We start from the raw sequence: 21,271 nt of genomic DNA on the forward strand, positions 1-21,271 counted from the left end.
AGATGCACGCAAATGCGGGCCGGTGGTGCGGTGAGGCCGCGCAGAGAAGGCGACACAAACCAGCTGCCCCAAAGAAAAAAGCGCACGGAATACCGTGCGCCTTTCGACGAAGCAATGCACTGGGCGCGGAACCGGCCGCGCCGTGGCGGTCAGTCGCCGAACAGTTTCTGGCGCAGCTCGCGGCGTTCCTGCGCTTCCAGCGACAGCGTCGCCGTGGGGCGCGCGAGCAGTCGCGGAATGCCGATCGGTTCGCCGGTTTCTTCGCACCAGCCGTAGTCGCCCGATTCGATGCGCGCGATGGACTGCTGCACCTTCTTCAGCAACTTGCGTTCGCGGTCGCGCGTGCGCAGTTCCAGCGCATGCTCTTCCTCGATCGTCGCGCGGTCGGCCGGGTCCGGCACGATCACGGTTTCGCGCAGGTTTTCGGTCGTCTGGCCGGCATTGCGGAGAATGTCCGCCTGCAGCTGTTCGAGCTTGTTCTTGAAGAAGGCGAGCTGATCCTCGTTCATGTAATCCTTGTCGCTCATCTTCAGGATTTCGGGCTCAGTCAAAGGTCGTTTCGTCGTCATCTGGCTTGCTTCTTCAATGTGGGGCAAAACTCATACATATTGCCCGCACTTTCGTGTAGCCCGCAACGGCGTCGGTATGACGCTCAATGAACGCCGGCGAACAGGACGGTGAACTGTCGTGATGCCGGACGCGTGGCGCTCATGCGCCGATGCGGGGCCGAACTCCTCTGGAACCGCTTCGTAGACTCCAGAGATATTGCAGACTGGGTACGCCTGCTGACCCTATCCTGGCCGGCGGCGATGTCGGCGTTATCTTCCAGACGAGATTTTCCGGCGCCGTTTCAAGGCCCGGCTCGAGACACGCAACGGCCGGCCGATTCGTTGTCCTTCTCCAGTGGGCACGTATTGTAACTGAATCACAATACGGCACCGCAACCGGGAGAGTCCCAGGCTTTCCGCCCCCGATTCCCGAAAATATAACGCGCCGACAATCAAAAAGCGATGGTCGTGCGCGCTTTGCGGCAACAGGGTTTTCACGCGTGCCGGACGGCTAGCCATTTGGCCCGCTGGGCGGCTCGCCAAAAGGCCATGCATACGCCGTGCCCGACTACCCGTGCCGTGCGGCACGGGTCCGGTGACTGCTTGCTGGCAGCATGCCGGACAAGCTTCGGGGTGAGGTCAGGCGAGGCAGGCGTCGAGGCCGTCGGTGATCAGATCCTGCGGCAGTTCGATACCGATGAAGACCATCTTGTTGGTCTTCTTTTCGACCGGCTGCCATTTCGCGGCGAGGTCGCTGCCCATCATCTGGTGGACGCCCTGGAACACGACCTTGCGATCGACGCCCTTCATGTACAGCACGCCCTTGTAGCGCAGCAGACGTTCGCCGTAGATCTGCAGGATGCCGCCGAGGAAATCTTCGAGCTTGTTCGGATCGAACGGGCGGTCGCTGCGATAGACGAACGATTTGATCTTGTCGTCGTGATGCGCGTGGTGATGATTGTGGTGTGCGTGATCGTGGCCCTCATGAGCGTGGCCTTCATGATCGCAATGGCCGTGATCGTGATCGCAGTTTGCGTGGTCATGATCATGGTCGTGATCGTGGCCATGCGCATGATCGTGGTCGTGGTCGTGATCGTGATCGTCTTCGGCGAGGAAGTCCGGATCGATCTCGAGCTTCGAATTCAGGTTGAAGCCGCGCAGATCGAAGATTTCCTTGATGTCCGCTTCGCCGAAATTGACGACCTTGATCGCCGCCTTCGGGTTCATGTGCAGCAGACGGTGCCGCAGATCCGCCACTGCGTTTTCATCGACGAGATCGGCCTTCGTGATGAACAGACGATCGGCGAAACCGACCTGGCGCTGCACGACTTCGTGTTCGTCGAGCTGATGGTTCGCGTGCTTCGCGTCGACCAACGTGATGATCGCGTCGAGCAAAAACTCATCGGCGATGTCGTTGTCCATGAAGAACGTCTGCGCGACCGGGCCGGGATTCGCAAGGCCGGTGGTCTCGATCACGATGCGGTCGAAATCGAGCTTGCCGTCGCGCTTCTGCGCGGCGAGGTCGGCGAGCACGCGAGCCAGATCGCCGCGGATCGTGCAGCAGATGCAGCCGTTGCTCATCTGGATGATCTGCTCGTTCGAGTCCTGCACGAGGATCTCGTTGTCGATGTTTTCTTCGCCGAACTCGTTTTCGATCACGGCGATCTTCATGCCGTGCTTCTCGTTCAGGATGCGTTTGAGCAGCGTGGTTTTGCCGCTGCCCAGAAAGCCGGTCAGGATGGTGACGGGAATCATGTGGTCGCCTGTCTGGGTACGTGAATCGGTGGATCGGTGCATCAGTGATTGGGGCCACGCGGGGTGCAAGCCGCGGGCATCGCCGCGCGTGGTTCAGCCAATTATTGAAACATATCTGTCAAGCCCCCGCTCGGCGGCGGCGTTACCGGCTGCCCGCGCGGACGCGTAATCCCGGCCAGATGGGGACGTTCACGCGATTTGCAACAGCAGTCCTTTCAGGTATTCGCCTTCCGGGAACGCCGTGAGCAGCGGATGATCGACGCCCGCGCCAAGGCGTTTCAGGATGCGGGCATCGACGCGCGCGTCGGCTGCGGCGCCCGCGACGATCTTCTGGAACAGATCGGCGTCGATCGCACCCGAGCACGAGTACGTGAACAGCAGGCCGCCCGGTCGCAGCAGCTTGAAGCCGGTCAGATTGATGTCCTTGTACGCGCGCGCGGCGCGGTCCACGTGCTCGCGCGACGGCGCGAACTTCGGCGGATCGAGCACGATCAGATCGAAGCGCTCGCCTTCGTCGTACAGACGACGCAGCGTCTTGAACGCATCCGCGTCGAGCCATTCGGCGCGCGCCGCATCGTAGCCGTTGGCCTCGACGTTGCGCTGCGCGAGCGCGAGCGCTTCGCCCGACGAATCCACCGACACGACCCGCTTCGCCCCGCCCTTCAACGCGGCCAGCGAGAAACCGCCGGTGTAGCAGAAGCAGTTCAGTACGTCGCGGTCCTGTGCGAACTGCTGCACGAGCGCGCGGTTGTCGCGCTGGTCGATGTAGAAGCCGGTCTTGTGACCGTGCAGCACGTCGACGTGATAGCGGACGCCGTTCTCGCTCGCGATCAGCGTGTCGGCGGGCGGGTCGCCGGCCAGCACGCCGGTGATCTGCCCGAGGCCTTCCTTCTCGCGGATCGATACATCCGAGCGTTCGTAGACGTTCGGGCAACTGGTCGCGCCGGTCAGCGCATCGACGATCGCGGTTTTCCATGCTTCGACGCCTGCGGCCATGAACTGGCAGACGAGCTGGCCCTGGGCGTTTTGCGACGCATCCGGCACGTAGTAATCGACGATCAACCCCGGCAAACCATCCGCCTCACCGAAGATCAACCGAACCGCACCCGTATCGCGAACCATCGTCTGCCGATGCGCAAGCGCGCGTTGCACGCGGCGCTTGAAGAACGCGTGATCGATCGGTTCGGTTTCGTCGAAGCTCCAGACGCGCGCGCGGATCTGCGAATGCGGACTCCATGCGGCGCGCGCGAGAAAGCGGCCGTCGTGCGCACGCACGAGCACCGTATCGCCGGCGACCGGCTTGCCGTCGACCCGATCGATTGCATTCGCGTAGACCCACGGATGCCGGCGCTGCAGCGATTTTTCTTTCGACGGTTTGAGCGTAACGATATTCATGACTTCACTTCGTGGAGGATTCGGCAGACACAGCCGCCGATGTGACGACCGGCGTCAGTCGCGCTTTTTAGCGCGCGGATGCGCCGCATCGTAAATGCGCGCGAGATGCTGGAAATCGAGGCCCGTATAGACCTGCGTCGCGGTGATGCTCGCGTGACCGAGCAGTTCCTGGACCGCACGCAGATCGCCGCTCGACTGCAGCACGTGCGTCGCGAACGAATGGCGCAGCACGTGCGGATGCACGTTCGCCGGAATGCCGGCGACGAGCGCCGCGCGCTTCACGCGATCGCGCACGACGTTCGGCGACATCCGGTTGCCGCGCGCGGTGAGGAACAGCGGATGCGGATCGTTTTTGACGAACTCGTCGCGCACCGCGAGCCATGCGCGCAGCGCGTCGAGTGCCTTGCTGCCCACCGGTACGGTCCGGCGACGATTGCCCTTGCCCAGCACTTCGACTTCCGCCGCATCGAGCTTCAGCCAGCCCACCGATTCATGGCCGTCCACCTTCGTGTACCGCGCGTCGAGGCTGACCAGCTCCGCGAGCCGCAGACCCGACGAGTAGAACAGTTCGAGGATCGCATGGTCGCGGACGTTCTCGGCGGTGCCTGCGGAGGGCGCTTCCATCAGCGTGTGCGCATCGTCGACGGATAGCGCCTTCGGCAGTGTCTTCGCGCGTTTCGGTGCGCGCACCGTCGAGCACGGATTCGCGGGCAGCTCGACGCGTCCGGCGAGCCAGCGATAGAACGCGCGCCATGCCGACAGCCGGTGACCGATCGAGCGCGCGGACAGCCCGCCCGCATGCGCGCGCACGACGGCGCCGCGGATGTCGACAGTGGTGAGACTTTCGAGCGGCCGGCCGTTCGCGAGCTTCTGCAGTTCGCCGAGTTCGTGCGTGTAGCCGCGCAGCGTGTGCGCCGACAACCGCCGCTCGTTTTCGAGGATCGCGAGGTAGTCGGCGACTGGATCGGCGGACGTCACGATGGCGGCGGGCTCGTCAGTACGTCAGCACATCAGCGCGGTAGCAGGCGGCTCAGCGCCGCTCCGGCAAGTGCGCCGATGTGGGTCAGGAAATCGGTGGCCATGCCGTCGTGGAAGCGGCGCGGATCGGCCGAGCCCATCACCAGCAGGCCGAACGCGGGCGCATCGGCGCTGCCTTCGGGATCGCGCAGCGCGAGCAGCGCAATCGATTCGATCGCTTCGGTCGTGGCCGACGTGCCGGCTGCGTCGTCGGCTGCGGCAACCGGCGCGAGCCACTGCGCGGCTTCGAAGCCGGTGTTCGCGCCGCAGTACGGCGCGACGAGGCTGTTCGCGAAAATCCGCACTTCCTCGCCGACGTTGCGCGTGAAGTCAGCCTGCGCATACGGCTCGCTAACGTCCCACACGCGCAGCGCAGCCTGCGGCACGTCGAACACGTCGCGCAGGCCGTTCGCGATCGTGCGCGGCAGTGCGTACGGGTCGCGTTCGGCCATCACATGCACGGTCCAGCGGCTGAATTTCGCGGCGATGCTGTCGTTCTCGTGGCCGTAGCGCACGAGTTCGGCGAGCCGGCGCTCGAGATGCTTGTTCTTGTCGCGGAGCATTTCCATCTGCCGCTCCTGCAACGACACGGCGGCCTTTCCGTGCGGGTTCGCGAGACGGATGGTCGCGAGCATCTCCGCGTGTTCGGCGAAGAATTCGGGGTTGGCCAGCAGGTATTCGGCGACTTCGCGATCGTTCATGGTTTCGGCGGATGAGCGTCCGGGTCGGACGCTGCGTTGAATGAGAGGAATCAGTCGGCCAGTTCGATCTCGCCTTCGAAGACGGTCGTGGCCGGGCCGGCCATCAGCAGCGGCGCGTCGTCGCGCGCGCGGTCCCACGAAATAGTCAGTGCGCCGCCGTGCGTGTGCACGGTGACCGGCGAATCGAGCAGCCCGCGACGGATGCCCGCCGCGACCGCCGCGCATGCGCCGGTGCCGCACGCGAGCGTTTCGCCCGCGCCGCGCTCGTAGACGCGCAGGTTGATCTCGCTGCGTCCGACGATCTGCATGAAGCCCGCGTTGACCCGCTGCGGAAAGCGCGGATGGTGTTCGATAACAGGCCCGTCGACGCCGACCGGAAACGCCTCGGTGTCATCGACGATCTGCACCGCGTGCGGATTGCCCATCGATACCGACGAGATCCAGCGCGTCGTGCCGTTCACGTCGAGCGGCCACAGCGTGTCGTCGCCTTCATGGCGTCCATCGAGACCTTGTGCATCGAACGGGACGCGCACGGGTTCGAAGATCGGAATGCCCATGTCGACGACGACGTCGCCGTTCGGCTGCATGGTCGGCACGATGATGCCGTTTTGCACCTGCACGCGGAGGCTGCGTTTATCGGTGAGACCCTGGTCGCGGACGAACTTGACGAAGCAGCGTGCGCCGTTGCCGCAGTGTTCGACTTCGCCGCCGTCGCAATTGAAGATGCGATACCTGAAATCGACGCCTTCGATGGTCGGCCGCTCGACCAGCAGCAACTGATCCGCGCCGACGCCGAAATGCCGGTCGGCGAGCGCGCGTACCTGCGCAGCGCTCAGGCTGAGCGGCTGCGTGTAGCCGTCGAGCACGACGAAGTCGTTGCCCGCGCCGTGCATCTTGGTGAATTTCAGTTTCATCCCACTATTGTACGGGACGCGGGCGATGCGTTTGCATCGGCCCGCAGTGCTTCGTCCGGTAAATCAGTAAAACCCCGGCTGACCAGGCGGTCGCGTCTTGAAGCGCTTATGCACCCAGTAATACTGTTCCGGCATCTTCGGAATCTGCTCTTCGAGGAACGCGTTCATCCGGCGTGCGTCGACGTCGTCGTCGCCGGTCGGGTAGTTGTCCCACGGCTTGAACACGCGCAGCCGGTAGCCCTTGTAGTTCGGCAGCACCTCGCCGATAAACGGCACCACCTGCGCGTGCCCGACTTTCGCGAGGCGGCCGACCGCGGTCAGCGTGCAGGTCGGCACGCCGAAGAACGGCACGAAGGTCGAGTTGCGCATCCCGTAGTCCATGTCCGCGCCGAGCATCACCGGCTTGCGTTCGCGCAGCCAGCGCAGCACGATCCGCGCGCTGTCGGCGCGGCTCGCCATGTCCGCGCCGAAACGGCCGCGTGCGGTCTTCGCGACCGCTTCGAGTTCCGGACTGGACATCGGCTGGTAGAGCGCGCCGCACTGCCGTTGCAGTGCGTGGTTGATGAAGACCGATCCCGCTTCGATGCCGACGAAGTGAAAACCGAGCAGCAAAGTGGGCGGCATATCGGGGTCGAGAAGATCGATCTCGCTGTCGATCTGCACCAGTTTTTCGAGCTTCTTCGCCGACGCGAACCACTGAAAGCTGCGTTCGAGATAGCTGCGGATCGCGTGGCGGAAATGCTTCTGCGCAATGTCTTCGCGGTGCTCGTCGCTCCACTCGGGGAAGCACAGCTTCAGATTGATGTGAACAATACGCCTGCGCCGGCTGGGGATCTGATACAGCAACCAGCCGAGCCCGTCGCCGAGACGCGCGACGAAGCCGTACGGCAGCAGCGCGAACAGCTTCAGCAGGCCGACGGCTAGCTTCAGGCCGAGCCGGCCCATCATGCGTGCGCTCCGGACACGACTGCGCGCGACGCGAAGCCGCGAAATACGCTGAACGAATGGATATACGGCACGCGTGGGTACTCTGCGACAAATTGGAGAAGTCGCTATAATAAGGGCTTCGCCGAGTTAATAGACAACTTGCGGGGCGAAGCCGGTCACACAATGCAGGATGCGTTTCACGCGTCTTTGCGTCGGGGCTGGTCAGGAAGTCCGCTAAAGCGTCGCCGCTTCAGGCTCCCGAAGCTGGCTACGTGAAACTCAACCGTAACCACACATCAGGAGTCTGTAACGTGGCAAACGACTATCTCTTCACCTCCGAATCCGTTTCCGAAGGCCATCCCGACAAAGTCGCGGATCAGATCTCGGATGCGATTCTCGATGCCATCCTGACGCAGGACAAATACTCGCGTGTTGCAGCGGAAACGCTGTGCAACACCGGTCTCGTCGTCCTCGCAGGTGAAATCACCACGACGGCCAACGTCGACTACATCCAGGTCGCGCGCGACACGATCAAGCGCATCGGCTACGACAACACTGACTACGGCATCGACTACCGCGGCTGCGCGGTGCTCGTCGCGTACGACAAGCAGTCGCCGGACATCGCGCAAGGCGTCGACCGTGCGCACGACAACAACCTCGATCAAGGCGCCGGCGACCAGGGCCTGATGTTCGGCTACGCATGCGACGAAACGCCCGAACTGATGCCGCTGCCGATCCACCTGTCGCATCGTCTCGTCGAGCGTCAGGCGAATCTGCGTCGCGACGGTCGTCTGCCGTGGCTGCGTCCGGATGCGAAGTCGCAAGTCACCGTGCGCTACGTCGACGGCAAGCCGCATTCGATCGACACCGTCGTGCTGTCCACGCAGCATTCGCCGGACATCGAACTGTCGGTGCTGCGCGAAGCCGTGATCGAGGAAGTCATCAAGCCGACGCTGCCGGCCGACCTCATCAAGGGCGATATCAAGTTCCTCGTGAACCCCACCGGCCGGTTCGTGATCGGCGGCCCGCAAGGCGATTGCGGTCTGACGGGCCGCAAGATCATCGTCGATACGTACGGCGGTGCGGCACCGCACGGCGGCGGCGCGTTTTCGGGCAAGGATCCGTCGAAGGTGGACCGTTCGGCTGCTTACGCCGGCCGTTACGTCGCGAAGAACATCGTGGCTGCGGGCCTCGCGTCGCGTTGCCTGATCCAGGTGTCGTACGCGATCGGCGTGGCGCAACCTACGTCGGTGATGGTGAACACGTTCGGCACGGGTCGCGTGTCGGATGCGACGATCACGCGTCTCGTGCAGGAGCATTTCGACCTGCGTCCGAAGGGCATCATTCAGATGCTCGACCTGCTGCGCCCGGTCTACGAAAAGACGGCCGCGTATGGTCACTTCGGCCGCGAAGAGCCGGAATTCTCGTGGGAAGCGACGGACAAGGCGCTCGTCCTTGCCGAAGCTGCCGGCACGGAACCGGTTGCTGCGACCGCTTGATCGCGTAAGCAGTCGTTATCGCGACGTCTGAACAAAGCCCCGCACGGCATCGGCCGTGCGGGGCTTTTTCATGCGCGTGCGCGAGAGACCGAAAGACGGGAGAGACGATGCGTAGCGATCAGCGATCAGCGCGCCGCGAACGCGAACCAGCCCGCGCTGCTCGCGCCCATTCGACGCGGCCGACGGCTCGTACTGTGCGGCGCGGGAATCCGTCGCGTGGACGGTGCGCGCAGCGGCGCGGGTTTGCGCAGCAGCGTGCGTAGCGACAACCGATGCGAACTGCGGCGTGCACGCAGCGCGGCGAAGAATGCATTGAACCACGTGCGGATGCCATCGACCGGATGCGCCCCACGCCATTGCCCGGCGAGCGCGCGCGTTCGCGCGGAGTGGTGACGCAGCGCGCGTGCAACGTGACGCTGCGCCGGACGCGCGGCGATGCGTGCGGCTCGTGTGAGTCGGGTGCTTAAAAGAGTGTGCATGGCTTTCGAAGAGGGTCGGCGGCGCGCAGGGGAGATGCGCGAGACGCGCACAATCGCAGCAGCAAGCGTGCCAATGACGGCACCCACCGCGCGACGGACAGGCCGGGGAGAAGACGGAAGCGTCTCGGGACGGGCAGAACGGGCCACCAGGGCTCGCATCCGCCGCGCCGCGAAGACTGAAATCGCGGACATTGCGTACGACATGAAATTCAGGCTACACGCGATTCGTGACGGTCGGAAGTCCGTTTTTACCCTCGCGTCGGATTCACGGATCATACCCTTTGGGCGCGATCGCCGTGCGCGCGTGCCCTTGCATCGTGCAGTGCGCCCCATTGACGCAGCAAAGCCGACGCAGTGCGATCCCGCACGATTTACAATCGGGCATACGGTCAGTCCAAAGAAGCGGAAACCCCATGCCAGGCCATTCGAAAAAGGAACAGATCCAGACACTGCGCGAGCAGGGCTTTGTCATCGTGCCGGGGCTGGTGTCGCCCGAGCGCTGCGCGGAGCTCAAACAGATCGCGCAGCAGCAACTTCAGGAAGCGGCCGACCCGATCGAGTTCGAAGCCGACCTGCGCTATCCCGGCGCGCCGGAATCGCGGCACGCGCAAGGCGGTCATACGGTGCGGCGATTGCTCGATGCGTACGCGCGTCATCCGCGGTTTCGCGAATGGGCGACCGCGCCCGAGATTCGCGGCTGGATGGAGTTGTACTTCGGCGAAGAGCCGCGCCTGTCGCGCACGCATCACAACTGCATGATGACCAAGCATCCCGCGTACGGCAGCCTGACCGGCTGGCATCGCGACGTGCGCTACTGGTCGTTCGAGCGCGACGATCTGGTGTCCGTGTGGGTTGCGCTCGGCCCGGAAACCGTCGATAACGGCGGCCTGTGGTTCGTCCCGCATTCGCACGCGGAGACGTTCACGTCGAACCGCTTCGACGAAGCGAAGTTCTTCCGCGCGGATCTGCCGGAGAACAAGGCACTCATCGACACCGCGTACTCGCCCGAACTGAAACCCGGCGACGTCGTCTTCTTCCACTGCAACACGTTGCATTCGGCGGGCAAGAACGTAACCGACGACGTGAAGTTCTCGCTCGTCTTCACGTATCACGGCGCGAGCAACGTGCCGCTGCCGGGCACGCGCTCCGCGTCGAAGCCTGAAGTCGCGTTCTGACTTCGGGCGCAGCTGCGGCTTTTGCTTCGGCTTCGGCTTCGCTCAGCGTTTGGCCGACAGCGTCAGGCCGACCAGCCCCGCGACCGTCGCGACGACTCCGCCGGCGATCAGAAACATCGTGCGGTTGGTCGGCGCGCCGGTGAACACACGCGACACGTCGTTGCTGAACGAGTGGAACGACTGTCCGCCGAAATACAGCAGCACGATGCCGCCGACAATCAATGCAACTGAAATCATCTTCGTCATGAAGGGCCTCGTCGATCCATGGATGGCCCGCAGTGTAGAAGACCCGCGCCGCAGCGTCCATTCCGTTGCGGTAACGATTTCACCGCAGGCTTCGTCCCACATGTTCTGTTGCGCATCTAAAGCGGCTGCACGGCGTGCTGCGATTCGCTAACATAGTGCGTTCGACGTACCCGCTCTGAACTTAGCCCCTCTCGTCCGGCAAGTGGCTCGGCGACCTCTCCCGCTTTCATCCATTTCTCACCAAGGATTTCACCCATGGCTTACGAAGCAGCTTCGGCACGCTATTCGGACATGCAGTACCGCGTTTGCGGCAAGTCGGGTCTCAAACTGCCCGCGCTGTCGCTCGGGCTGTGGCACAACTTCGGCGACACCACGCCGCTGTCCGTTCAACGTGAAATCCTGCGTACATCGTTCGATCTCGGCATCACGCACTTCGACCTCGCGAACAACTATGGCCCGCCGTATGGCAGCGCCGAAACGAATTTCGGTCGGCTGTTCAAGGACGACTTCAAGCCGTATCGCGATGAACTGCTGATCTCGTCGAAGGCGGGCTGGGACATGTGGCCGGGTCCGTACGGCCAGGGCGGCGGCTCGCGCAAGTACATCCTCGCGAGCCTCGATCAGAGCCTGCAGCGCATGGGTCTCGACTACGTCGACATCTTCTATTCGCATCGCTTCGACGCCGACACGCCGCTCGAAGAAACCGCCGGCGCGCTCGCGACCGCCGTGCAGCAGGGTAAGGCGCTGTACATCGGCATCTCGTCGTATTCGGCGGCGAAGACGCGCGAAATGGCGAAGCTGCTCGGCGAATACAAGGTGCCGCTGCTGATCCATCAACCCGCGTACAACTTGCTGAATCGCTGGGTCGAACACGAACTGCTCGATGCGCTCGATGAAGTCGGCGCGGGCAGCATCGCGTTCACGCCGCTCGCGCAAGGTCTGCTGACGGGCAAGTATCTGAACGGCGTGCCGCAGGACGCACGGATCAACAAGGCCGGTGGCGGCTCGCTGAAACAGGAGCATCTGAGCGAGCAGAACATCGAGCACGTGCGCAAGCTCAACGACATCGCGCAGCGTCGCGGACAAAGCCTCGCGCAGATGGCGCTCGCATGGACGCTGCGCGATTCGCGCGTGACGTCGGCGCTGATCGGCGCGAGCAAGCCGGAGCAGGTGATCGAGAACGCGGGCGCGCTGAAGAACCTGTCGTTCACGAAGGAAGAGCTCGCGGAGATCGACCGCTACGCGACGGAAGGCGGCGTGAACCTGTGGGAAAAGCCGTCGACGGATCAGCATATCTGAGCGTTCGCGCTGCATCGCAAGCCGCCTTCGGGCGGCTTTTTTATTGTGCTGCTTATTCGCCCCTATTGGCCCTTACCGGTCCTCACCGGCTCACGCGCGATTCTTCCGGTTGTCATCCTGCGTTGCTAAGTTCTCCGGCGATATCGAATCGACGACGGAGCGACGATGGATCGACAGGCCGCTGTAGCGGATGCATCACAGGCGTCACGGCAGAAGCCACAGCGGCCATCGCAACGGGTCGCCATCGATCGGCGCGCGAACGTCGCGTTGCTCGCGCTCGTGTTCGCGGCGTTGCTGTTGCAACTGTTCGGCTGGCCGCTGCTGCTGGCGCGTGTGGATGTCGCGTGGTGGCTCATCGCTGCGGTCACGCTGCTGTTCGTCGTGCTCGCGCCAATGCACTGGGGTTTGATCCACGAAGCGATTCACGGACAACTGCTGCCGCAGCGTCGCTGGAACGAGGCGGTCGGCCGGCGGCTTGCCATTGCGTTCATGCTGCCGTTCGAAGCAGTTCGTTTCGGTCACCTGATGCACCATCGCTTTACGCGCGAACCGTACGACCGGCCCGACGTATTCGACGACGGCGTTGCATCTGATGCCTCGGGCGCACCGTCGCGTACCTCGCGTGCATGGAAGCGCGCGGCGTCGTACTACGTACGTTTGCTCGGCGGGCTGTATCTGGCGGAAACGATGCTGCCGATTCTGGCGTGCGTGCCGGCAGGTGTGACGCGTCGTCTGGTGTCGCGTGCGATCGGTGCAGATGGACCCGTAGGCGCGGATGTGCAGCGCCTGTTCGTCACGTTCGCAAGCGATCCCGCACGACGCGCGCGCATCCGGCGCGACGCATTGCTGTCGCTCGCGCTGCACGCGTTCGCGTTTCATCTGTATGGAGAATGGTGGCCGCTATTGCTCGCGACGATGCTTCTGCGCGGCCTGTGGCTGTCGCTCGCGGACAACCTGCCGCACTACGACGTACCGCTCGATGTGTCGGGACGTGCGCGCAATTTCCGGGTGCCTCGAATCTGGCGGACGGTGCTGATGAATCACCATCTGCATCAGTTGCATCACCGCTACCCGACACTACCGTGGACAGCGCTACCCGCGCTCGCGGACGATCACGCGGCAATGCAACCGGACACGACGAAAGCAGCGGACGCGCATTACTTCCGCGCCGCGCTGCGGCAACTCCTGCGTTCGGGCCGCGTCGACTAAACCGTCGACGGCACGTGACGCTCGCGCTGACGCGCGAACGTCATATCAGCGCAGGTAGACCTTCGACAAGCACAACCGCGAACGCGACACCAATCAGCGCGCCCAGCACGCGTAGTGTGTTGTGTCTGAATTCGGTCGCACACGGTAGCGCCCCGAGGAATAACGCACCGGCGAGCGCCATCGGGATGACCAGAATGAAATCACTGATCGTGAAATAGGTCGTCATGCTCGTCTCCTTATCGGATCCTTCTTCGTCGTACGCCGGGTTCTGATTTTTCTGGCGAGCGTCGACTCGATTCGAGTATAGGCGACGGATTTCCGCGTGTTTCTCGCGGGCGTGCCGTTAGAGCACCGGTTTGTCTACTGTCGAAGCCCTGTGCCACAGGGCTTCGCGTGGTTTATGACCCGGCTGCGAGTGTGTAGCGTATGTTTACAAGCGCCTTTCCGAATATGCGCTTTGCCGTGAAAAAAGCGGGCTACGGAGCCTGCGGATCAAGCCGCGCCGATGCGTTCCCGGCTGCGCAACCGCCACGCAATCGCGACGCCCACGACGAGCAGCAGACTCACCAGGCCTGCCACGCCATTCCATCCATACGCGGTCCAGTATCGACCGCCGTACGACCCGACGATACTCGAGCCGAGATAGTAGGCGAGCAGATACAGCGCGGCCGCCTGGCCTTTCGCTTCCTTCGCGAGCCGGCCGACCCAGCCGCTCGCAACCGCGTGACCCGCGAAGAAGCCGAACGTCACGCAGGCGATGCCGCCGGCGATGGCCGCGATCGGATGCAGCATCGTGAGCCCGAGGCCGGCGAGCATCAGGACGAGACTCGCGATCAGCACGCGTCCGCGGCCGAACGAATCGGCCATGCGTCCCGACCACGGCGACGCGACGACGCCCGTCAGATAGACGACGAAGATCGTGCCGATCGCGGTCTGACTCAACCGGTACGGCGGCGCGAGCAGGCGATAGCCGATGTAGTTGTACAGCGTGACGAAGCTGCCCATCAGCACGAAGCCCATCAGGAACAGCGCGGGCAATCCAGGTTGACGGAAGTGTGTGGCGAGCGCCGCGCGATGATGCGCGAAGCCGAGCCCGCGACGCGGCACGAAGTGACGCGACGGCGGCAGCAGCGCGCGGAACGCGAGCATCGACAGCAAGCCGAGTACGCCGATCGTGCCGATCGACACGCGCCACGAGAACAGGTCCGCGACGATGCCGGTGATCACGCGCCCCGCCATCCCGCCGATCGCCGTGCCGCCGACGTAGAGTCCCATCGCGAGGCCGAGGCCATCCGGATGCGCTTCCTCCGCGAGATAAGCCATCGCGACAGCAGGCACGCCGCCGAGCGCGAGTCCTTCGAGCGTCCGCAGCACGAGCAGCATGTGCCACTGTGGCGTGAACGCGACCGCGAGCGTAAGCACCGACGACAGCGTCAGCGAAGCGGTCATCAACCGGTGCCGGCTCCAGCCTTCCGACACGAAGCCCGCGACGAACACGGCGACCGCGAGCGCAGCCGTCGTCAACGACAGCGACAGGCTGCTCTGCGCGGGACTCACGCCGAACGCGTCCGAGAAAGCGGGTAGCAGCGGCTGCACGCAGTAGAGCAGCGAGAACGTCGCGTAGCCCGCGAACAGCAGCGCGATGCTCGCGCGCCAGTAAGCCCGCGTGCCGCGTTCGAGATAGGGGGAGTCGGAAGAAGACGGGGCCGAAGAAGTGGTGCGATCGGGCTTCGGCGGGGCGGTCACGAACGGGTCTCCTGGCGGCGAAACATCAAACGATACGCCGATCGGGACGATGAGGGGGCGGGGAGCGCGGTGTCGATGTAGTGGCGGACGCGGTATCGGAACAAGGCGAGTCGGTGTGCAACGTGCGCGGTGACAGGTGAACCGGACAGGTGCAGCGCGAGCAACACATTGCATGCAACGTACGCGACGCCACACCACGCACACAACGCCGCGACATGCGTCCGGTTCCCTACCCCTTCGCCGCTACCGCACTCGCAGGCGCATCAGGCTTCTTCGAATCAGAATCCGGATGCACGAGCTGATCGCCGGTCGGCAGCGCGGACACATCCCACCCGCCGCCAAGCGCCTTGATCAACGCAACGCTAGCCGCCATCCGGCGACGCGCAATCGACACCGCCTGGCGCTCGTTGGTCAACGCGGTGGTCTGCGCGACGACGACGTCGAGATAGGTGATCGCACCGTTCTTGTAGCGGTTCGACACGATCGCGAGCGAGCGCTGCGACGCGGACACCGCCTGATCCTGCGCAAGCGCTTCGCGTTCGAGCACGCGCAGCGCGGCGAGATTATCCTCGACCTGACCGAACGCGGTCAGCACGGTCTGCCGATACTGCGCCACGCTCTCGTCGTATTGCGCCTGCGCTTGCGCCTTGACGGCCGCGCGTCCGCCGAAGTCGAGCAGCGTGCCCGCGAGCGACGGTCCGAGCGACCAGAAGCGCGCGGGTGCGAGCAGCCACTGGCTGTAGTTGGTCGCTTCGAGACCGCCGGTAAGCGACAGCATCAGGTTCGGAAAGAACGCAGCGGTCGCGACACCGATCTGCGCGTTCATGTCGACCACGTGCCGTTCCGCCGACGCGATATCCGGCCGCCGTTCGAGCAGCGCCGACGGCACGCCGGCCGGTGCGACGACGGGCACGGCGGCGAGCGGCGCGACCGGCAGCGAAAACGTGGACGGCGATTCGCCGACGAGAATCGCGATCGCGTGTTCGAGCTGTGTGCGCTGCACCTCGAGATCGATGGCCTGCGCCTGCGTGGTTTGCAACTGCGTTTGCGCCTGCGCGACGTCGGCGTCGGTGGCGATGCCGCCCGTCAGACGATGCTGCGTGAGATCGACTGCTTCGCGATACGCCTTGATCGTGTCGTCGAGCAGCCGCTGTTCGCTGTCGATGCCGCGCAGTTCGAAGTAGTCGGTGGCGAGTTCGGCCTGCATCGACAGCAGCACCGACTGCGCGTCGGCGGCATTAGCCTGCGCGTTCGCCTTCGCGCCTTCGACGGTGCGCGACACGCGGCCCCACAGATCCGGTTCCCACGACGCGTCGCCCTGCACGAGATAGTCGTTGATCGTGCGACCCGCGGTGGACTTGTACAGCACGTTCGCGGACGACCGCGCGCGCGAGAAGTCGCCGCCCGCGCTCACGACCGGAAAGAAGCTCGACCGGTACTGCGCGACCTGCGCGCGTGCCGCGCGAAAGCGCGCCTGCGCCGCCTGCACGTTCTGGTTCGCACCGGCCACCTGCTGTTCGAGCGCGTTCAGCGACGGATCGGCGTAGACCGCCCACCACGCGCTACGTAACGCGGTGTCGGCGGGTTGTGCGGGTTTCCAGCCGGTGCCGTCGAGTTCCTTATAGGTCGCGGCGGTGGTCGCGGTGGGCCGCACGTAGTCGGGGCCGACCGTGCATCCGGTGAACACAGATGCAGCGGATGCCGCGATTAGCGCCGCGAGTGTGCCGCGTGCGCCGCGCGAAGAGAGACGCCGCGTGCTCACTCTGCGGCCTTTGGCGTTTCGCCGGCGGCCGCACTGGCTGCCGGCGCGCTCGCCGCATCGTTCGTCGGTTCGCTGCCAGCCGGCTTCGTCGCCGCGATCCGCACCGGCGCGCCGTCGACGATCGAGTCCTGCGGATTCAGGATCACCCGTTCGTCGCCCTGCAATCCGGAGGCGATCGCGACGCGCGTACCGAAGTCGGTGCCGAGCACCACGCGCACGAGCTTCACGCGCTGTTGCGCATCGACGGTCGCGACCTTCACGCCGCTCGGACGGAACAGCAGCGTATTGCCGGGCAGCGTGAACGGCGCGCCGCCCGCGCCCAGCGAAAAATGCACCTGCGCGTACGCGCCGGGCAGCAGATCGCCGTTGCGGTTGTCGACGTCCACTTCGACGAGCATGGTCCGCTGCTGCGGATCGACCGCGCCGGCGCTGCGCGCGACGGTGCCGGGGAAATGCTTCGCCGGCCGCTCGATCAGCGTGAGGTACGCGTTCTGCTGCGCATGGATCTGCTGCGCGTACGCCTGCGGCACGTTCACGTAGACCCGCAGCTTGTCCGCCGACGCGACATGGAACAGTTCCTTCGCCGGGCCGCCCGAGCTGCCCGCGTCGATCAGCGCGCCGACGTCGACGTTGCGCGCCGTGACGATGCCGTCGAACGGCGCGTAGACCTTCTGGAACGACTGCGTCTTTTCGAGCCGCGCGACGTTGAAGCGCGCGGCGTCGAGCGTGCCTTTCTTCGCGAGCATGTCGCCGACCTTCTCGTCGGTTTCCTGCTTCGATACCGAGTTGCTTTTCAGCATGTCGGTCCAGCGATCGGCGGTGCTTTTCGCGAGCGCGTAGTTGGCCTGCGCATTCGCGAGGTCGGCGCGCGCGGCGCGCAGTTGATCGTCGACTTCAGGCGTTTCGATTTCGGCGAGCAGTTGGCCAGCCTTCACGTGCGCGCCGATGTCCGCGTACCACTGCTTCAGATAGCCGTTCGTGCGCGCGTAGATCGGCGTGTCGAGGAAGGCCTGCACGTTGCCCGACAGCACCAGGTCGAAGCCCGCCGTCGACTTCTTCGGCTGCACGACGGACACGCTGAGCGCGCTCGCATGCTCCGCGTCGCGTTCGAGCGCGGCGTGCGCGGTGTGCCGCGACCAGATGCCCTGGGCGGCCAGCGCGAGGACGACGACGATCGCCGCGATCGCGAGCCAGCGACCGCGGTGGGACGCCGCCGCGGCGGTCGTCACCAGCTTGCTGCCCGGCGGGGTGTTGTCGTCAGGATGTTGACCTTCCATCGATGCTCTGCCTCAGGATGACTTGTGAACCACGTGTTCCGCCGCGTGCCGCCGCCGGTCGGCGAGCCGGCGATAGATCATCGAGAACACGACCGGCACGAACACGAGTGTGGCGAGCGTGCCGATCGTGAGCCCGCCGATCACCGCGCGGCCGAGCGGCGCATTCTGCTCGCCGCCTTCGCCGAGGCCGATCGCCATCGGCACCATGCCGATCACCATCGCGAGCGCGGTCATCAGCACCGGGCGGAAGCGCGTGAAGCCCGCTTCGAGCGCGGCGCGCGTGGCGTCGCCGTGTTCCAGCAATTGTTCGCGCGCGAAGCTGATCACCAGAATCGAGTTCGCGGTCGCGATACCGATACACATGATCGCGCCGGTCAACGCGGGAATGGACAGCGTGGTGTGTGTGAGAAACAGCATCCAGATGATGCCCGCGAGCGCGCCCGGCAATGCGGTGATGATGATGAACGGATCGAGCCACGACTGGAAATTGACCACAATCAGCAGATACACCAACACGATCGCGAACAGCAGCCCGGCGAACAGGCCGGAGAACGAATCGTTCATCGTCTGCACCTGGCCGCGCACCGAGATCGTCGAGCTTTTCGGCAGATCCGCCTTCGAACTCGCGATGACCTTTTCGATATCGTCGGACACCGCGCCCAGGTCGCGGCCGTCGGCGGTGCCGTAGATGTCGATCGTGGATTGCGCGTTATAGTGCGTGAGCACCGCATGGCCCGCTTCGCGCCGCATCGTGGACAGCGCGCCGAGGATGTTGCTGTGGCCGTTCACGTTCAGCGGAATATTCGCGAGGGCCTGCAGCGAATCGATCGTGTACTGCGGCGCTTCGGTGATCACGTTATAGCTGACGCCGTTGCGCGGATTCAGCCAGAACGTCGGCGTGGTCTGCTGGCTGCCGGACAGCGTGATCAGCAGATCGCTCGCGATGTCTTTCTGCGTGAAGCCGGCCTGCTGCGCACGTGTGCGATCGACGTCGATGAAGATACGCGGCAGGTCCGCCGGCTGCTGGATGCGCGCATCGGCGAGCCCCGGCACGCCGCGCAGCCGGTTCAGCAGCGTCGCGGCGAACGCGCGGTTGCCGTCCACGTCGCGCCCGACGATCTGCACGTCGATCGGCGACGGCATCCCGAAGTTCAGCGTCTGGCTGACGATGTCGGCCGGCAGGAACGCGAACTGCACGCCGGGGAATTCGTCGGTGAGCGTGCGCCGCAACGTGCGCACGTAGTCGGCGGTCGGATGATGATCGGGATTCAGCGTGATCAGCACGTCCGCATCCGACGAGCCGATCGTGCCGGTGTTGCTGTACGACAGGTTGATCCCCGACACCGGCAGCCCGATGTTGTCGATCAGCGAATGCAGTTCTTTCGGCGGAATCAGCTGACGGATGCGCGCATCGACGCGATCGGTGACGACCGCCGTTTCCTCGACGCGCATGCCGGTCTTCGCGCGCAGATGCAGCGCGATCGTGCCTGCATCGACTGCCGGGAAGAAGTCGCGGCCGAGAAACGGAATCAGCAGCAGCGATAGCCCACAGCACGCCAGAAAGACCGTGACGAACATGCCGGGTCGCTCGACGCGCTTGACGAGAAACACACGATAGCGCTCGCGCAGGCTCTCGAAACCGCGTTCGAACGCGAGATGCACGCGCATGAACGGGTTGCGGCTCGTACCGCCGGTGTGATGCAGATCGGCGGGACGGTGGTGATTGCGCAGCAGATATTTCGCGAGCGTCGGCACCAGTGTTCGCGAGAAGAAGTACGACGCGAGCATCGCGAACACGACCGCTTCGGCGAGCGGGATGAACAGATAGTGCGCGACGCCGGACAGCAGGAACATCGGCACGAACACGATGCAGATCGACAATGTGGAGACGAGTGTCGGAATCGCGATCTGATGCGCGCCGTCGAGAATCGCCTGCTCGAGATTCTTGCCCTGTTCGAGCTGATGACTGACGTTCTCGATCGCGACGGTCGCATCGTCGACGAGAATCCCGACCGCGAGCGCGAGTCCGCCCAGCGTCATGATGTTGATCGTCTCGCCGAGCGCGGACAGCGCGATGATCGACGTGATCATCGATAGCGGAATCGACACCGCGATGATCAGCGTCGCGCGCCAGTTGCCGAGAAACAGCAGGATCATCAGGCCGGTCAGGCACGCGGCGATCAGCGCTTCGCGCAGCACGCCCTGCACCGAGGCGCGTACGAACAGCGACTGGTCCGCGACGGGATCGATGTTCAGCGACGCGGGCACGAGATTGTGCAGCACCGGCATCATGTTCTTGATGCGGTCGACGATTTCGAGCGTCGACGTGTTGCCGCTCTTGTTGATCGTCAGCAGCGAGGCACGCTGGCCGTTCACGCGCACGATGTTGGTCTGCGGCTGGAAACCGTCGCGTACATGCGCGACGTCGCGGATATAGACGGTGCCGGCGTCGGTGGTCTTGATCGGAATGTCGTTGAGGCCCTCGAGCGTCTCGGGGCTCGCGTTCATTTCGATCGAGTATTCGGTGGAGCCGATTTTCGCGGTGCCCGAAGGCAGGATCAGATTTTGCGTGCTGATCGCGTTAACGACATCCATCGGCGACAGGTTGCGCTGCTGCAGCTTGCGCGAGTCGATGTCGACCATGATCTGCCGCTGCTTGCCGCCGTACGGCAACGGCGCCGATGCGCCGGGCACGGTGGCGAGCTGCGTCTTCAGGAAGTTGTTGCCGAAGTCGAACAGCTCCTGCTCGGTGAGCTTCAACGAAGACAGCGACAGTCGCAGGATCGGAACGGTGGACGCGTTATAACGCAGGATGAACGGCGGCGTGATGCCCGGCGGCAGCGAGCGCACCTGCGCCTGCGACAGTGCGGTGACCTGAGCAAGCGCCTCGTCGATGTTCGCGTGCGGCTGGAAGAAGATCTTCACGACCGCGATGCCGTTCAGCGACGTCGATTCGGTGTGCTCGATATCGTTGACCGCAACCGACAGACCGCGCTCGTAGTTGAGCACGATGCGCTTTTCCATCTCGTCGGCGGGCAGACCGTTGTACGTCCAGATCACCGACAGCACGGGGATGTCGATGTTCGGAAAGATGTCGGTCGGCGTACGCATGATCGTCAGCGGACCGACGATCATCAGCAGCAACGCGAGAACGATGAATGTGTACGGGCGCCGCAGCGCCAGGCGAACGATCCACATGAGCGGTGCGGTCGGGGTGAGGGCAGAACCTGAAAAACTGTGCAGGCGGCGAAGATCATATAGGCGGCGGAGCGCCTATGCGACCGGAATATACCCTCTATCGTAAGCCACATCCGTGAAATTA

At 64.3% G+C, this 21,271-nt stretch carries 18 protein-coding genes; 4 read left to right on the forward strand and 14 right to left on the reverse strand.

Annotation, left to right across the window (positions count from 1 at the left end):
- Positions 1–149: 149 nt before the first annotated feature.
- The 7 genes from dksA to E1748_RS24330 all read right to left on the reverse strand — a co-directional run bounded on the left by dksA (position 150) and on the right by E1748_RS24330 (position 7,278).
- On the reverse strand, positions 150–569 hold the full coding sequence (gene dksA / locus E1748_RS24300; protein ID WP_133649822.1) for an RNA polymerase-binding protein DksA: 420 nt from the start codon (positions 567–569) through the stop codon (positions 150–152).
- 618 nt (positions 570–1,187) lie between these two features.
- Positions 1,188–2,303 carry a CobW family GTP-binding protein gene (locus tag E1748_RS24305; RefSeq protein ID WP_133649823.1) on the reverse strand — a complete coding sequence of 372 codons (1,116 nt, stop codon included), beginning with the start codon at positions 2,301–2,303 and terminating at the stop codon, positions 1,188–1,190.
- Positions 2,304–2,492: 189 nt separating this feature from the next.
- Positions 2,493–3,698 (reverse strand): class I SAM-dependent rRNA methyltransferase, encoded by a 1,206-nt coding sequence (locus tag E1748_RS24310; protein ID WP_133649824.1) that lies wholly within the window; start codon positions 3,696–3,698, stop codon positions 2,493–2,495.
- A 54-nt stretch (positions 3,699–3,752) separates the two neighbouring features.
- The gene (xerC, locus tag E1748_RS24315) at positions 3,753–4,676 is read right to left on the reverse strand and encodes a tyrosine recombinase XerC (protein WP_133649825.1); all 924 of its coding nucleotides are present in this window, start codon (positions 4,674–4,676) and stop codon (positions 3,753–3,755) included.
- A 32-nt stretch (positions 4,677–4,708) separates the two neighbouring features.
- Complete coding sequence (locus E1748_RS24320; RefSeq protein ID WP_133649826.1) at positions 4,709–5,416, reverse strand: DUF484 family protein; 708 nt, start codon at positions 5,414–5,416, stop codon at positions 4,709–4,711.
- Positions 5,417–5,466: 50 nt separating this feature from the next.
- Positions 5,467–6,330: a diaminopimelate epimerase gene (dapF, locus tag E1748_RS24325; RefSeq protein WP_133649827.1), complete on the reverse strand. Its 864-nt coding sequence runs from the start codon at positions 6,328–6,330 to the stop codon at positions 5,467–5,469.
- A 63-nt stretch (positions 6,331–6,393) separates the two neighbouring features.
- Positions 6,394–7,278, reverse strand: coding sequence for a lipid A biosynthesis lauroyl acyltransferase (locus E1748_RS24330; protein WP_133649828.1), 885 nt, complete (start codon positions 7,276–7,278; stop codon positions 6,394–6,396).
- 290 nt (positions 7,279–7,568) lie between these two features.
- On the opposite strand from E1748_RS24330, the gene metK reads away from it, so the two are divergent.
- Positions 7,569–8,756, forward strand: a complete 1,188-nt coding sequence (metK, locus tag E1748_RS24335; RefSeq protein WP_133649829.1) for a methionine adenosyltransferase — start codon at positions 7,569–7,571, stop codon at positions 8,754–8,756.
- 125 nt (positions 8,757–8,881) lie between these two features.
- Here the strand turns inward: metK and E1748_RS24340 are convergent, their stop codons facing one another.
- Positions 8,882–9,235 carry a hypothetical protein gene (locus tag E1748_RS24340; protein ID WP_133649830.1) on the reverse strand — a complete coding sequence of 118 codons (354 nt, stop codon included), beginning with the start codon at positions 9,233–9,235 and terminating at the stop codon, positions 8,882–8,884.
- A 413-nt stretch (positions 9,236–9,648) separates the two neighbouring features.
- Between E1748_RS24340 and E1748_RS24345 the strand changes: the two genes are divergently transcribed.
- Positions 9,649–10,410, forward strand: coding sequence for a phytanoyl-CoA dioxygenase family protein (locus tag E1748_RS24345; protein WP_133649831.1), 762 nt, complete (start codon positions 9,649–9,651; stop codon positions 10,408–10,410).
- A 42-nt stretch (positions 10,411–10,452) separates the two neighbouring features.
- Here the strand turns inward: E1748_RS24345 and E1748_RS24350 are convergent, their stop codons facing one another.
- Positions 10,453–10,656 carry a DUF3185 family protein gene (locus E1748_RS24350; RefSeq protein WP_133649832.1) on the reverse strand — a complete coding sequence of 68 codons (204 nt, stop codon included), beginning with the start codon at positions 10,654–10,656 and terminating at the stop codon, positions 10,453–10,455.
- 255 nt (positions 10,657–10,911) lie between these two features.
- On the opposite strand from E1748_RS24350, the gene mgrA reads away from it, so the two are divergent.
- Both mgrA and E1748_RS24360 read left to right on the forward strand, forming a co-directional pair.
- A complete protein-coding gene (gene mgrA / locus E1748_RS24355) occupies positions 10,912–11,955 on the forward strand; it encodes an L-glyceraldehyde 3-phosphate reductase (RefSeq protein ID WP_133649833.1) in 1,044 nt (347 codons plus the stop codon).
- A 165-nt stretch (positions 11,956–12,120) separates the two neighbouring features.
- Positions 12,121–13,164, forward strand: coding sequence for a fatty acid desaturase family protein (locus E1748_RS24360; protein ID WP_133649834.1), 1,044 nt, complete (start codon positions 12,121–12,123; stop codon positions 13,162–13,164).
- Between the two features lie 40 nt (positions 13,165–13,204).
- Here the strand turns inward: E1748_RS24360 and E1748_RS24365 are convergent, their stop codons facing one another.
- From E1748_RS24365 to E1748_RS24385, 5 genes are all read right to left on the reverse strand, one after another.
- The gene (locus E1748_RS24365) at positions 13,205–13,390 is read right to left on the reverse strand and encodes a hypothetical protein (RefSeq protein ID WP_133649835.1); all 186 of its coding nucleotides are present in this window, start codon (positions 13,388–13,390) and stop codon (positions 13,205–13,207) included.
- Between the two features lie 266 nt (positions 13,391–13,656).
- Positions 13,657–14,910, reverse strand: coding sequence for an MFS transporter (locus tag E1748_RS24370; RefSeq protein ID WP_133649836.1), 1,254 nt, complete (start codon positions 14,908–14,910; stop codon positions 13,657–13,659).
- A 229-nt stretch (positions 14,911–15,139) separates the two neighbouring features.
- Complete coding sequence (locus tag E1748_RS24375; RefSeq protein WP_133649837.1) at positions 15,140–16,672, reverse strand: efflux transporter outer membrane subunit; 1,533 nt, start codon at positions 16,670–16,672, stop codon at positions 15,140–15,142.
- Positions 16,669–17,949, reverse strand: a complete 1,281-nt coding sequence (locus E1748_RS24380) for an efflux RND transporter periplasmic adaptor subunit (protein WP_133649838.1) — start codon at positions 17,947–17,949, stop codon at positions 16,669–16,671. Before E1748_RS24380 ends, E1748_RS24375 begins: the two co-directional genes overlap by 4 nt.
- Positions 17,950–17,961: 12 nt before the next feature.
- Positions 17,962–21,147, reverse strand: a complete 3,186-nt coding sequence (locus E1748_RS24385) for an efflux RND transporter permease subunit (RefSeq protein ID WP_133649839.1) — start codon at positions 21,145–21,147, stop codon at positions 17,962–17,964.
- Between the last annotated feature and the right edge of the window lie 124 nt (positions 21,148–21,271).

Source organism: Paraburkholderia flava, from assembly GCF_004359985.1.
Taxonomy (GTDB): Bacteria; Pseudomonadota; Gammaproteobacteria; order Burkholderiales; family Burkholderiaceae; genus Paraburkholderia; species Paraburkholderia flava.